14 protein-coding genes are annotated in these 14,669 nt (G+C 47.5%); 9 read left to right on the top strand and 5 right to left on the bottom strand.

Going from position 1 to position 14,669, the window contains the following annotated elements; translation table 11 throughout:
- Positions 1-111: 111 nt before the first annotated feature.
- Complete coding sequence (locus WH46_RS16390; RefSeq protein WP_046227557.1) at positions 112-1,479, bottom strand: DUF2252 domain-containing protein; 1,368 nt, start codon at positions 1,477-1,479, stop codon at positions 112-114.
- 242 nt (positions 1,480-1,721) lie between these two features.
- Between WH46_RS16390 and WH46_RS24520 the strand changes: the two genes are divergently transcribed.
- On the top strand, positions 1,722-1,844 hold the full coding sequence (locus tag WH46_RS24520; RefSeq protein WP_269430629.1) for a hypothetical protein: 123 nt from the start codon (positions 1,722-1,724) through the stop codon (positions 1,842-1,844).
- A gap of 87 nt (positions 1,845-1,931) precedes the next feature.
- Here WH46_RS24520 and WH46_RS24105 read toward each other — a convergent pair whose 3' ends face one another.
- Entirely contained in the window at positions 1,932-2,105 is a 174-nt protein-coding gene (locus tag WH46_RS24105; RefSeq protein ID WP_156172293.1) for a hypothetical protein, read from the bottom strand.
- Between the two features lie 283 nt (positions 2,106-2,388).
- Between WH46_RS24105 and WH46_RS16395 the strand changes: the two genes are divergently transcribed.
- Positions 2,389-3,195 (top strand): hypothetical protein, encoded by an 807-nt coding sequence (locus WH46_RS16395; RefSeq protein ID WP_046227558.1) that lies wholly within the window; start codon positions 2,389-2,391, stop codon positions 3,193-3,195.
- Positions 3,196-3,473: 278 nt separating this feature from the next.
- Here the strand turns inward: WH46_RS16395 and WH46_RS16400 are convergent, their stop codons facing one another.
- Entirely contained in the window at positions 3,474-4,946 is a 1,473-nt protein-coding gene (locus WH46_RS16400) for an aminotransferase-like domain-containing protein (protein WP_046227559.1), read from the bottom strand.
- A gap of 162 nt (positions 4,947-5,108) precedes the next feature.
- Here WH46_RS16400 and WH46_RS16405 point away from each other — a divergent pair, with 162 nt between their 5' ends.
- Positions 5,109-6,065 carry a DMT family transporter gene (locus WH46_RS16405; RefSeq protein ID WP_046227560.1) on the top strand — a complete coding sequence of 319 codons (957 nt, stop codon included), beginning with the start codon at positions 5,109-5,111 and terminating at the stop codon, positions 6,063-6,065.
- A 218-nt stretch (positions 6,066-6,283) separates the two neighbouring features.
- Here WH46_RS16405 and WH46_RS23490 read toward each other — a convergent pair whose 3' ends face one another.
- Complete coding sequence (locus tag WH46_RS23490; protein WP_017811156.1) at positions 6,284-6,859, bottom strand: hypothetical protein; 576 nt, start codon at positions 6,857-6,859, stop codon at positions 6,284-6,286.
- A 184-nt stretch (positions 6,860-7,043) separates the two neighbouring features.
- A complete protein-coding gene (locus WH46_RS16415) occupies positions 7,044-8,861 on the bottom strand; it encodes an APC family permease (protein ID WP_046227561.1) in 1,818 nt (605 codons plus the stop codon).
- A gap of 340 nt (positions 8,862-9,201) precedes the next feature.
- On the opposite strand from WH46_RS16415, the gene WH46_RS16420 reads away from it, so the two are divergent.
- The 6 genes from WH46_RS16420 (at position 9,202) to WH46_RS16445 (ending at position 14,607) form a co-directional block, all read left to right on the top strand.
- Positions 9,202-9,447: a hypothetical protein gene (locus WH46_RS16420; RefSeq protein WP_046227562.1), complete on the top strand. Its 246-nt coding sequence runs from the start codon at positions 9,202-9,204 to the stop codon at positions 9,445-9,447.
- Positions 9,448-9,703: 256 nt separating this feature from the next.
- Positions 9,704-9,925, top strand: coding sequence for a helix-turn-helix transcriptional regulator (locus tag WH46_RS16425; RefSeq protein ID WP_017811153.1), 222 nt, complete (start codon positions 9,704-9,706; stop codon positions 9,923-9,925).
- The gene (locus tag WH46_RS16430; RefSeq protein WP_017811152.1) at positions 9,922-10,341 is read left to right on the top strand and encodes a hypothetical protein; all 420 of its coding nucleotides are present in this window, start codon (positions 9,922-9,924) and stop codon (positions 10,339-10,341) included. Before WH46_RS16425 ends, WH46_RS16430 begins: the two co-directional genes overlap by 4 nt.
- 336 nt (positions 10,342-10,677) lie before the next feature.
- Complete coding sequence (locus tag WH46_RS23495) at positions 10,678-11,580, top strand: hypothetical protein (protein WP_017811151.1); 903 nt, start codon at positions 10,678-10,680, stop codon at positions 11,578-11,580.
- 405 nt (positions 11,581-11,985) lie between these two features.
- Entirely contained in the window at positions 11,986-13,401 is a 1,416-nt protein-coding gene (locus WH46_RS16440) for an MATE family efflux transporter (RefSeq protein WP_017811150.1), read from the top strand.
- 159 nt (positions 13,402-13,560) lie between these two features.
- Positions 13,561-14,607, top strand: coding sequence for a glycosyl hydrolase family 18 protein (locus tag WH46_RS16445; RefSeq protein ID WP_052714265.1), 1,047 nt, complete (start codon positions 13,561-13,563; stop codon positions 14,605-14,607).
- Positions 14,608-14,669: the final 62 nt, after the last annotated feature.

Genomic DNA, 14,669 nt, shown 5'->3' on the forward strand with positions numbered 1-14,669 from the left:
TTTCTGCGTATGATGGTAAAAAAGAGTTACTGCACAGCAGCCTAAAGATTAAGCATACGAATTAAGTTTGTTCCATCGATAGAGCAGATATTTGTTGCTATTGGGTTCGGTTCAGCTGTCTGCTTCGACTTCGTGTGCAGCAGAATCCGCTGCCGTCTGAAAAGAAGCCGCCCACTCGCAGAACAGCTGATAATCCCGTTCCACCTGATCGGTATACGCATGCGCCCATCGGGAAATATGCTGGACAAAAGCATCCGGCTTGCTGCCCATGGCTTTGTAAATCTCGCGTTCACTATGATAAGGCAGGATGCCTTCGCTGACATCGCGATCAGCACGGGAGTGCATTTTGGCAGTTAATTGAGCCATGGTGGACAGGATCTTTTGCATATCGTCGGTGCTCTGGATATTCTCCAGCTTCAGCCGTTTCTTGTAAGGCGAACGTTCACGTACATAGAAATCGCGACCCTCCAGCGTCAGATAGCCCAGATACGGATCCGCCTTGTGATGCATTGCCTGCTGTGTGGTCGTCACGCGTTTGCCCTGATGGCCAAATTTTTGCCAGAACGATTCGGTATACGGGAGGAAATAGGCAGGTACCGGTGCGCGTACTTCTTTGACTTCCAGGATCAGGTCATCTTCGCCGGTTGCTCCGCCTTCGATCAGCACATAATAGCGATCGAGGCCGATTGAGGCCGTACCTGATCCGTGCTTGATCGCGATATCCTTGATCTTGTAGTGATCCACATCGTCTTCACAGCATAGCAGGGTATCTTGATACGATGCCCATGCCTGTTCGAGCAGCTCCTGTTCCCGGGCAGACGGGATCGCCAGCTCGCTGTTCTCTAGGAATACACGATCGCTCTGCATCACAGCAGTTACCTTTTCGAGGAAATGTCCCTGACGGCGCTTTTCCAGCTTGCGCAGCAGTTTGCGGACAGGTCCCTTGGCATTGGATTCATCCATGATGAATTTGGCAGGATTCTCTTTGCCTTCGGCGTAGCAACGAATCTGCTTGTAGTAGGAGAGGATGTAGTGCTCCAGCATGGATAGCTGCTGCTCCCGATCATAGCCCAGCTGGCGGCAGACGAGCGCGATACTAACGGACATGCGCAGTACATCATAGACATACGAGCCGACATATCCTTCATCAAAGTCATTCACATCGTAGACGATATCGCCCGATTCATTGCGGAAAGCTCCAAAGTTCTCAAAATGCAGATCGCCCTGAATCCATGTCGGACGATCTGCCGGTGTATGATACGGGAAATAATGCCGGGTTGCATCATAATAGAACAGATACGCACTTCCCCGGAAAAAAGAAAATGCCGTCTGGCTCATCTTGCTGTATTTCTCGGCCCGCTTCTGCGGATTCAGATTCATGATATTGGCATCAAATTCATCCAGCACCGAGACGAGTGTATCCCGGCGAAGCTTGGTGCGCGTGCGAATGACATTTTCGGTAATCGCTTGATCTACCATATTGTATTCCCCCTTATGTATGGCTTTTTAGCCATTATCATATCGCAAATCAACATCCCGTAAAAGTAAATTTTTCCATAGGGAGGAAGAGCGGCAGGAGAGTATAAAAAAGGTCGGTTACCCAGCATATGCAGGGTGGATCATTACTACCTGGAGCGTGCCCAATGTTTCACAAGTAGCCATTATGGGAAATGAAGGAAGAGTGTTTGGTATCAATACCGTTTGGGAAAAGAGGGATAACTATGCATATTGTTTGGTCTTCACTGATTATTACCGGTTCCATTATACTGGTGGCAGTCGTCTTTCTCGTGCTGCTGATTGTGCTGATGGTTCGCATGATGCGTAATCGCAATAGTGGTAGATAATTTACTGTATGTACATAAGCCTGATGGGTCTGCCGGAGAAAAGGTAGACTCATCAGGCTTTTTAGCTAGACTCAGGATGCTTGGGGTTTATATATTATCCATCAGTATCTTTTGGAAAGACAGAGAAATGATCTGCTTTTCTCCAAAGACTGGCGCTCCAAGATAGCGCTGGATCGATTCGCGGGAATCCGCTGCACTCAGCTTCATTCCCGCGGTATGTTGCCAGAGTGCGATCATGCCATCATAGTCTTCTATTTTCATTTCGCGGATGTTAATCCTGTTTATGCGTCTTCCTGTGAAGGTAATATTTATATACTGCTTCTTGCTATTTCCATCTATTTGAGTGGTTGTTCGGAATTTTTCAATTTTTTCTGGTAATTCTTTGTTTCAACGCGTAGCATAAGGAGAGAACACGAATGATTATGTCAGACACCCCGCTCCGCTGTGTCTGATTTTCCGAAGCGGAGCCATTGACAACGATTGAACCATTGGATGTACAGATTGATGTATATCCCAAAAGCATATCATATCAGGAGGCACTCCTTTGAATATAAAAAAGAATATTAAAAAATGGGTATTTCTCACTGTCATTTTGAGCGCAATCTGTATTGAGACAGTATCGGCAGCCCGTCTGCATTCCTGTCAAACGGCGACAACCAGTTCACCTGTTCTGGTCAGTACAATTCATGCGGAGGGACAGGAAGTGGCACCTGTCGATCCCGGCGAACCGGAGGGACTGCTGGAGACAATCATGACCGATGAAGAGCGCGGGATTACCATAGAAGGTGCTCTTGGCAAAGACGGTAACTACCACAATCTGTCCTTGCATACACCGATGTTCCAGTGTACCCTGCTGGGAACGCAGGTGAGTAACACTTCCTACGCGCCGCTGATCAGTGAAGCGGATCTGGATGGAGATGGACAGCAGGAGATAATCGTGAACCTCACGTATGGATATGGTACCGGGGCATATCTGAACACGATTCAGGTATTCCGCTCGAATGGAGATTCGGTGCCGGTTGAACCACTCAGCAATTCAGTCCAGCGCCAGTTTACTACCGAGCTGGACAAAGAAAATATTCAGCTCCATGTGAATGACCAGACAACGACGATTCCTGTAAATACATTCGCACAGCCACCAGCAGCAAATGAGCCAAACTATATTCACGGCGGAGATGTGCAGCAGTATACAGTAGAGGATAATCAGATCCATGCCATCTATTCCCTGCAAGCTGGTACATCGGAGTTCATTGGAGAACTGGATGCTGTCTATCGGTATGATAAAGGAATGCTGCGACTGCAGCCATTAACGCTGCAGCTGGATGCGCCTTATCGGGAATCGGGCAAATAATACTCGGACACTTGGACTTTTGTGACAATTATTAAACCTGTACGAATAATGAACCACATAGCAAAAGGCGGCCTACGGAAGACCGCCTATCGGACAATGTGAAGCCTGATTTTGCAAAAAAACAGAGGATATCAGGCTTTTTTGTGCTGTCTGCGTATAGATCCTAATCGATAATCAGCATTATATCTTACCTGATATATGGATAATAACAGCAAGTAACTAAAAAAACTCTGGAGAATAAGCCGGTATGCTCTCGGGAATCTATGATTTTCTACCCTTTACTGCCTAATTATGTCCCGGGAAATATTTATCAATTCGCGCATCCCTGTTCGAATCTGTGTCTCGCTCGCAAAAGAAAAACTAAGACGGATATACTGTCCACATTGCTCACGGACGTCAAATAGTGAACCAGGTACCAGACTGATCTGCCGAGCCAGACATGCACGAAGCAGCAGAGGAACCGAGAGATGATCAGGCACTCTTACCCACAGACTGAGCCCACCCTGCGGTTGCTTATAATACCAGCCCGCCTGATCGAGTTCCTGCTGCATAATCTCCATGCGAATGCGCAGAGCGATCCGCAGTTTGTCCAGATGGCGATGCAGACGATCCGACATAAAATAATGCAGGAACAGCTTCTGATTGAGCAGCGGTGTACCGCCATCTGAGAGGGACTTGGCAGCGAGCAGCTGGGACATCCAGGGCTGCCGGGCAGCGATACAGGCGATTCGCAGACCAGGAGAGATATATTTGCTGAAGCTGCGGATATGAATCGTATAGCCTTCTGTATCATAGGCGAATACAGGAGCAGGAGGCTTGCGGTCAAAGTAGATATCGCTGCAGGTATCATCTTCGATCAACAGACATTTATACTGTGCCGCCAGATCAACCAGCTGCTTGCGCTGTTCGACCGGAATACAGATACCGGTCGGATTATGAAAAGTAGGATTCAGATAAAACAACCGTGGACGATAGCACTTCATAATCTGTTCAATCTCCTGCAGATCGTAGCTGCCATCCTGAATACCGATCGATAGCAGGCGTGCTCCTTTTTGCCGGAATACATCTATTGCATTGGCATACGTAGGCGATTCGACCAACACCGGATCGCCGGGTCGAATCCAGATATCGGCGATCAGATGAATCGCCTGCTGGGCTCCACTGGTAATCAGTAGCTCCTCTGCATCCAGATGCAATTGAGCAGATCGTCTAAAGTAGTCGGCCAGCATTTCGCGGAGTTCCAGATCTCCCTGTACCTGGGCATACGTACCAAGCAGCTTGGGATACAGATCGAATACTTCTTTCATATACTCGGCAAAGTAATGATTGGGCAGCAGGTTCGGATCAATCAGCGCCTGCGAGAACTGGTACCGCGCGGGCAACTGATGTAGTGCAGCCATATTGCCATCAAACAGGACAGGTTCAGGGGCATGATCAAGGCTTGCACTGATTGCTGGCGGAGCTGCATAATAACCCGATTTGTGCCGTACGTACACAAGTCCGGAATCTTTGAGCTGCTGATAAGCTTTGAGAATAGTCAACCGATGCAGTCCGCTTTCTTCTGCCAACTGGCGTATCGAAGGCAGTTTCTCATGAGCCTGCCAGTCCCCACGACGAATACGTGCTTCCAGATACGCACTGATCTGGCGAAAAGATTTAGAAGCGTTATGGGAATTAATGGTATTTTTGTGGAGCGAACCAGACTGCTGGGAAGTCGTCTCTGTATACGGATCAATGGGGAATGAAGTCATAATTGGCAAAGCTCCTTTCAACAAATGTCGTTCCTATGTAGTTCGGTTCAGGTGTTTATCATACTCTACCGCAGTGGGTTGTTAAAGTCATCTGTTCTGTATATCCTCATCTGGTCTGTGTTGTTTCCTTTACAATAGCAGAACGAAGAGGGGGAACAACCGATGATTATGATAGGCTACATAATAATGTGCATTATTTTTGGAACGACTTTCCTGGCGATCAAGGTGGGTGTGGATGCCGGACTGCCACCATTTGGGAGTGCAGGCATACGGTTTGCCCTGGCAGGTCTGATATTGATGTGCATCATGTATATGCGCGGCAAAGCCAGCTTCTCGGTCTTGTGGCGGCGGGAGACACTGCTGATCGGTGCCAGTATGACCTTTATGACCTTTGCGAGTCTGTATTGGGCAGAGCAGTATGTTACCTCCGGTGTAGGCGCGCTGCTGTCGGCAACCGGCCCGGCGATGATTCTGCTCATTCGGGCACTGATACTGAAAGTACGTGTTCCTGCGCTGGCATTTGTAGGTGCAGTAATCGGACTAGCGGGTGTGGGGCTGCTGATGCTGCCGGGCCTGGCAGGCGACGGAGATTACCATCCATTGTGGATGATCGCCTGTGTAGTCGTGGTTGTGGGTGAGATTGGCTATGCCAGCGGAGCAGTCTATTCCAAGCAGGTATCATCGGCTCTCAAGGAAACTTCGCCGGTATCCCAGAATGCTGCCCAGCTACTGCATGGCGGCTGGATGCTGCTCGTCTTGTCTCTGATTACCGAGCATAACCAGATGCATATCGAGGCGTTCGGATCAGCGGCAGCTATTGGCTCTCTGATATATCTGATCGTGGTCGGTTCGATGGGAGGGCATACGCTGTTCTATTGGTTAATATCCCGGACGAATCCGGTATTTCCTTCGACCTGGCTGTATATCTCACCGATCCTTGCTCTGCTGCTGGGATGGCTGGTATATGGAGAACCGCTGAGCTGGATAATGGCAGCTGGTGCAGCAGTGGTACTGATCGGAGTACTCCTGACCAATCTGGATTCCTTGCTGGGGTTATGGGATATCCGTCGCAGACAGTCCCGAAGAGAAAACAAGCTGGAGCCGATAGGACAGAAATAGATGACAATCATAAGGTTAATATCGCTTATGGGTATGGATGCAGTATGGCTATAGGCCGAGTAAATGTGGTTGTCCTAAAAAAGACGAGGTGCATCTCCTGGAGATACGCCTCGTCTTCATTTTGTTATACCGTTCATTTCTGTGCCTGCACGTTAAGGTGCGCATAGCGTAGTTCTCCAAACAACTACGCTTTTTGTGCAGCAGTGGCAAGACTGATTTTATAGATTAATCGCATAAATACCCGGCTTGTTGTCAATCGCGCCGATCCAGATCTGACCATTGCCAATCATAACGCCGCGGGAGCTGACCATCACCTGATTCACATTCTGTGTGGACAATGCCCGGCGGACATTGGATGTCATAATGGACGTATATTCATTCAAAAACTGCTTCTGGTTCAGGATGGAACGTTTGGTACCGTTGGCGGCATTCACTACCAGCGGATAAGAGACACGTTTGGCGACAGCATCACGGTTGCCATTTGCAACTGCGCGCTTCAGATTGGCAAAGTAGCCAGTGAACTGTTTGGCTGAGCTAAAGCCTGCCGTGTTTACCAGTGAAGTAGCCAGATTAGTGGAACTGCTAGTATTGCCCGAACTGGTATTGCCGGACGAACTGCTCTGCGGTGTCGACGGAGTTTTGGGTACAGATGGTACTACCGGTACAGAAGGAGACGCTACACTTGAAGGCTCGGCTGCCGGTACCGTCAGATCAGATGCGGCATAAGCGGACGAAGCCAGCGTAGAAGCCAGCATGACCGCAGCAAAGGTTGCTGCGCTCTTTTTTATATTCATTAATATCCCTCCAGACGATAGGTTCATGATTATGGATATTATACCCAGTACACTTGCATTATCCAACAAAATAACGAAAATGTAAAACATGAATTCAAGCATTATCATGGACAATTCTAGGCAGCAAAAAGCCCCTCTGTGCAAGAGGGGCTTTGCGTTGTCATGTATAGCTATCGATTAGCAGTTAGCTTTTGAGATGATAAGGCACAGTCGCTACGACAACATCTTTATAGTTAATCAGATAAGCACGCATTAGCAGACTCGTCTGATTATGCAGGATACTTTCCCACCAGTGCTTGGTGACAAACTGTGGAATCAGAATGGTAATATGATCGGTTGCTGATGTTTTCCATTCCACTGTATCAATAAACCGGCGCAGCGGCCCCAGAATACTGCGGTAACGGGACTTGAGTACAATCAGGCGTACACCCGGGTCCCATTGTTCCCATTTGTCTTCCATTTTGCGGATAGCTTCATCATCGAAGCCGACATAGACGGCAACCACATTGGGCGACAGTGTCTTGGCATAACTGATCGTATTCATTACGACACGGGTAATACCTGCCACCGGAATGATGATCGTATTGCCTTTGATCTGGGGTTTATCTGTCGTGATATCAATCCGCAGCTGCTCGGCTGTATTCTGATAGTGAATATAGATCTTGTAGAAAATATAGACGACGATCGGCAGGAAAATAAAGATAATCCATACCTGGGCAAACTTGGTGAAGATAAAGATCAGCGTGATGGACAATGTTGTCAGCATACCGATCGTATTAATCGCCAACTTGAGTATCCAGTTAGCAGGTTTGAGCTTGATCCAGCGAATCATCATGCCCAGCTGTGACAACGTGAACGGAATAAATACACCCACGGCATAGAGCGGAATCAGACTGTCTGTCTCTCCATGGAACACGATAACGAGCAGAGCCGAAGCCAGACTGAGGAAAATGATACCGTTGGAAAAGCCGAGACGGTCACCGCGTACCATGAACATATGCGGCATGTATTTATCCTTGGCAAGCATAAAAGCGAGCAGCGGAAATGCCGAGTAGGCTGTATTGGCTGCCAGGAACAGGATCAGTGCGGTTACACCCTGTATAATATAATAGATAATTCCGTTGCCAAAGGTCATCCGGGCAATCTGCGAGATAACGGTCTCCTTGCCTGATGGAGTGACGCCATACCAGTAGGCGAGCAGTGTAATCCCGATAAACATACCACCCAGGATCAGACCCATCATGAGCAGGGTAGCTGCTGCATTGCGCTCGGCAGGCTGGCGGAAGTTCGGAATGGCGTTGGATACAGCCTCAACCCCTGTCAGTGCCGAACACCCGGAGCTGAATGCCTTGAGCAGCAGGAACAGACTGACATTGGATACCGTCGTACCAAATTCCGGAGCGGCTGCTTCGATACCACCGGTCATGTATTTGATCATTCCACTGATAATCAGGAAGAAAATCGAAATAACGAACAGATAGATCGGAATCGCCAGTACTGAAGCTGATTCGGTAACCCCGCGCAGATTCATCAGCGTCAGGAATACAATCATCACCAGTGCAATCAATACCCGGTGATCATGCAATATCGGAAATGCGGAAGTAATCGCATCTGTACCTGCCGAGGAACTTACCGCTACCGTCAGCACATAATCGACCAGTAGCGATCCACCAGCGATCAAACTGGAGGCCTGCCCCAGATTATCCTTGGCGACAATATACGCCCCACCGCCTGTTGGATAAGCAAAAATTGTTTGACGATACGAAATCACCAGAATAACCAGCAGTCCCAATACAGCTATGGAGATTGGAACGGAATACCATAATGCTGCAAAACCAGCAACCATCAGAACCAGCAAAATCTGCTCGGTTCCGTATGCCACCGATGATAGCGCATCGGAAGACAGTATGGCGAGTGCTTTAAGCTTACCCAGCTTTTCAGCTTCCAATTCTGCTGACTTCATTGGTCTTCCGATTAATACACGCTTTACCTTGCCAAACATCGTACACCCTCGTTTCATTAATTAAATGTTTTTTTTGGTTGGTTACCACAAAGGATCGCCTGCTGAACAGATAGCCAAAAGGCACAGTAATCGATACACAAAAATAGGAATAAGCAAAATGTTAAATTTTATATACACCTATTCAGCATCTCTCAAGCAGAACGCTATTGGGGCTATGCCCGAAGCGATATCGGACAAGCGTATTTCATTATACTCCTGCTTTGCAAAAAGTCATGCTATATTTTGCGAAAATTTGTTAAAATTAAGTCATAAGTAAGTCAACTGATGTTAGATTGTGAAATCCACTATCGAATCATAGTCAAACCTGAAGGAGAAACCTATGAAAAAAGTCATGATCCGTTTGCTGATCATTCTATCTTTAGCCCTGCTGGTGGGCATTATAGCCTGTTTTTATCTTGGTTATTTCATGTACGCCTACGGGATGATTTTCCTGATTATAGCTGTATTATTTGGGCTGGGGCAGGCAGCCAGCGTCAACAATAGTGTCTGGTTGCACCAGAATAGCTATGATCGTCATATCCGTGAACAGACAGAGCTTTATCGTGCAGATAGAGAGAATGAGTGAATCCGGCTGCCGCAAGACGGATTCGGATCGCAACTGATCAGAAAATGCGGACGGATCACAGATGATACAGACGAGAATCCATAGATATACTTTTATATAGAAGAAAGTAGCTCATTCGTATAGGCGAAAGGGCTGCTTTTTTTGCTTTGTCTAACCAGAAAAAGAAGATCGATACATGCCTTATAGAATGGGAGGTGTAAAGTAAACTTGACATCGGGAGCGTTTTCCATAAAAATGGAAGTATGGAGGGGTGAGCATGAGAAGTGAGCATCATCTGAGAAATGAAGTCAAACTGCTGCGTGAACTGAATGGTTATTCGCAGGAACAGCTGGGGACCCTGCTGGGCGTATCCCGGCAGACGATCAATGCAATTGAGCGGGGCAAATACAATCCATCTCTACCTCTCGCCCTGCAGCTGGCAAAAGTGTTCCGGACAACTGTCGAGCATATTTTCTTTTTGGAGGAGGAATCATCATGAGCAAAACACAAATATCACAGGCATCAAAAAACCGCATGCTGACCCGAATCATGTTTGTACTGATAGGAGTAGTTCAACTATACGTTATCATCAGTGGTATTTATATGCGTATGGAAATGGGCAGAGAGATCGATTGGATGAGTTATGTGCCCAATATTGGACTGGTGATTATTTTCCTGACATGGGCTTTTATGAGTGAAGAATTTTTTGTCCGTGGGGATGAACGACTGAATGCTATTCGCAAACAGGCCATTTATATGACTTTTTACTTTATTCTTGGCTACATGGTGATTATATACATTCTGACTTTGTTTCCATCTATGCCGCTGACAGCCAATCAGGCGATCATGCTGCCATTATATATAGGATCGATCACCCTGCAGATTATTCATGCCATTTTACTACGAAAAAACTAGCATAGTATAGCTAGATAGCCAGCGAAGAAGTTTATTCTCCCATAAGCAGTATACCCATCTACATAATTACCATCTGCAGCTCATGCAGATGGTTTTTTTGGCATCAGAGACTATATAGAAGATGCAATATACCCTATAGCTGCAAAAATAATAACAAAAAGTAATATTATCCATTTATAGAATATAATTGTCCGACCACTTTTCGCCGATAATATAACAAAGCACCTGAGCCATTGGCACAGGCTGCAGCGGTTTAACCAGAACAGTGGATCTGTAATGAACACAGATCCGCGTCCCATAGATACAGGCAAACCCAGAACAGACAGGAGAATGATCATGATGGGCAAAACAAAATGGATAGTTGTTGCTGCGGTAGCAGGTATGCTGCTCACCAGCTCGGCAGGTGTATATGCAGGTGCAAAAATGGAGAAAATCTCTGCTTTCAAAAATCACGGAATCAGTATCGAACTGGATGGCAAAGCCTATACGCCAATCAATTCCAATGGAGACAAGATGACGGCGATTACGTATGAAGGCACTACCTATTTACCGATTCGGGCTGTAGGAGAAACACTGAATTCCAAAGTATTATTTGATGTGATGAACAATAAGATCATGATCCAGTCAGCCAGCGGTAAAGCAGCTGACAGTAGTACCAGCCCAACGACTTCCAAGTCAGACAGTACAGGGAAAAGTACAGCCGGAACTTCCAGCAGCTCCTCGGGTACAGCGGCTGCAGCCACTACACCTGCTGCTACGAGTACGCCGCCAACCAGCAGTAAACCTTCAGCAGCTTCCCAGTATATCAGCGCTGCCAATGAGGCCGCCAAAATCACTGCAGGCAATGTAACCGAAGGTCCGATCGGTCCTGTAGTAGAAGAGGCTGCAGCGCCACCGGTTATCAGTATGACAACAGGTGTGATTACGAGTAAATATCTGCCAACGGATTTCCCGTTTCCAGCCGATGCCGTCAAAGGAAAAGTAAGTGAACAGGTAGCCGGCGATAAAAAGCAGCTATTCCTGAACTACACTACCCAGGCGAGTCTAAAAGATATCGGAAATGCCTATCTGGCCTACTATGCCCCGCATAAGCTGAGCCTGTTCAACAATCAGGTCGATGAGACTGGCTTGAGTATTGCCGGAACGCTGGATGATAAATTCGGCGTAGCCATCCAGGGCAATCCCATGTCGCTTAAGCCAGGCTATAATGCAGTCGTCGTCACGCTCGCCGAGCAATAAAACTTCGCAAGATCATCTTTCTCTCCATGATTGCTTTCTCATCGGATTGCCGATATTTGAATAGCAAAAAAGCGTACCAATTTCCATCAGGAAATAACTAGGTACGCTTTTTTGCTATATTGCTTGCTTATGAAAACTATATAAAAATGATGTAACACAAAGCATTTTTATTTGAAGTAAAACCCTTACATACCCTTGTTTTATAGGAATGAATCAAAAACTTTGTAAAATTTTCAGAAAATTTCAATTTTAGTAGTGCAATCGGAAAATGGATATGCTAAGATACGTAGAGTTTTACAGATACCCGTCGTACTTGATCATTCATCTTCATGTAAAAACGTGAAGATTTTGCAGTTATCAACTGCCATATTAATACCTACTATGAACACAAAGGAAGGTGACATCATGAGCGCTATGAACCCTACACACGATAACAGCCCGGCAGCTGACAAACAGTTTAACCTGTTCCGTCTGACCTGGCCGATTTTCCTCGAGGTATTCCTGTTTATGTTAATGGGAATCGTCGACACATTAATGTTGAGCGATGTATCCGATAATGCAGTAGCAGCTGTCGGCACATCCAATCAGGTTATTTCAATCGCTATACTGATCCTGGAGGTAATCGGCAACGGGGCCGCTATCGTCGTAGCCCAGTACATTGGATCGCGCAAAGTACTGGAGGCGAGCCGGATTACGGCACTGGCGATTACGCTGAACCTGTCGGTCGGTCTGCTCCTGAGTACCACCTTCCTGTTGTTCGGTGGGCACCTGATGGCAGCCATGCATTTGCAGGGTGAGATTCTGGCGCTGGCAGAGAGCTATATCGCGATTGTCGGCGGAGCCATTTTCCTGCAAGCTCTGATCAATACACTGGCGGCGGTTATCCGTACGTACGGATTTACCAAAGAAACGATGTTTGTCTCGGTATTTATGAACGTATTGCACGTTGGACTGAACTATCTGCTGATCTTCGGTCACTGGGGTCTGCCGCAAATGGGCGTGCAGGGCGCAGCGATCTCCACGATCGTCAGCCGTCTCGTATGTGTGGTCATCTTCTTCTGGTTGATGTACCGCGTGATGGAAGTACGTATTCAGATTGCCGATTACTTCCGGATGTCCAAAGAATATATTCTCAAAATCCTGAAAATCGGCGTACCTTCTGCAGTAGAGCAAGTGACTTACCAGATGTGCCAGCTGGTCTTCGTATTCTATGTAACGTATCTGGGCAGTGAAGCGATGGCTTCCCGCCAGTATGCGAATAATATTTCCACCTTTATCTATCTGTTCAGTATTGCGATCGGTATGGGTACAGCGATTATCGTCGGTCGTCTGGTCGGTGCGAACCGCAAGGAAGAAGCCTATCACCGCGTCTGGAACAGTGTAAAATGGGCAATGGGCGCAACGCTGGTCATGGATGTAATCATCATTCTGATGCGCGAGCCGCTGATCGGCATGTTTACCAGCAATCCGGAAGTCATCCGCATGGCGTCACAGGTGATCCTGCTCAGCTTCCTGCTGGAGACCGGACGGACCTGCAATATCGTGATTATCAACTCGCTCCGTGCTTCGGGCGATGCCAAGTTCCCGGTCTATATGGGACTGATCTCCATGGTATGCATGAGTCTGCCGCTCGGTTATCTGTTTGTATTCAAAATGGATCTTGGACTCGCAGGCATCTGGCTGGCGATCGCTGCCGATGAGTGGGTGCGGGCTGTTATTATGTACTTCCGCTGGAAGAGCAGAGCCTGGCAGAAACACTCTCTGGTGCAGCACGATGAACCGGAAACACCGGAAAATGTACCAATGGCTGCTCCGGTCTGATCGGTCAGGTATTCGGCACGGTTCAGGGATTGTCCAACTATTCATATAAGATCGCTATATTTTTACAAAACCGTCTTTTTCCGGTATCCTAAGCAAAGGATCGCCGGAAAGGCGGTTTTTTTATATCAGTCTCATCATTTATGAAATGGAGGAATGAATATGTCATTCACGAAATGGGCAGCCACGGGTGCACTGGCGCTGCTGCTTACAGGCACGGTTGGATTTGCCGGAGATGAGACCAAAGCGGAGGCAGCCAGTGTACTTGGTTACTATACGCCGGATGATGCATCCTATCAGGCGCTTACCACCTACCATAATTATTTAACCGGTGTCTCTACCGATTCTTTTAACATGAATGCATCTGGCGGAGTAGTGGGTGATGTACCCACAAAGGCGCTATCCTACGCCAAGGCTAATCATCTGGCGACGTATGCCTGCTTCTCGAACTTTGGTACGAGCGATTTTGATCCCGATCTGGCGCATGTCATTCTGACGAATTCATCGGTCCGCCAGAAAGCAGTTCAGAATATTGTGAATACGGTGAAGAAGAATGGCTATACCGGAGTGAATATTGATTTTGAAAGTGTGATGGCTGGAGATCGCAATGCCTTGACCGGCTTTGTAAAATCGGTCTCGGATGCACTGCGTCCAGCAGGATACAAAGTGATCGTCTCGGTTCCCGCCAAGACGGAGGATGATCCATCCAATGGCTGGTCGGGTGCGTACAACTATGCGGCACTTGGCGCATCGGTCGATTTCCTCCAGGTCATGACCTACGATGAGCACGGACCATGGTCCGAACCGGGATCTGTAGCCAGCAAAGGATGGATCGAAGATTCCTTGAAATTCTCCGTCTCTCAGGTCGCTGCATCCAAAGTGCTGATCGGTCTGCCGGATTACGGTTACGACTGGAACCTGACGACAGGTCGTGAAGAAGATCATCATCAGATCGCCGGCAAAAAGATCGCTGCCCTGGTGAAGAAAGCCGGAGCGGCGGTGAAATGGGATGCAGCAACGTCATCCCCTTACTTTAACTATACGGACAGCCAGGGCAGCAAGCATGTGGTCTGGTATGAGAATGCACGCAGCATAGAGGAAAAAGCCCATCTGGTACCAGCCTACAAATTGGGTGGCGCCTCCGTCTGGGCATTGGGTATGGAAGATAATACGTTCTGGGCAGCTGTCCAAAAAGGCATGAAGCCATAATCATGCAGCGTTAGAAGAAAAGTCGAATACATGAGAAAGGCTGCATATCTTTATATGCAGTC

It is taken from the genome of Paenibacillus dauci, assembly GCF_000971985.1.
Lineage (GTDB): Bacteria > Bacillota > Bacilli > Paenibacillales > Paenibacillaceae > Saccharibacillus > Saccharibacillus dauci.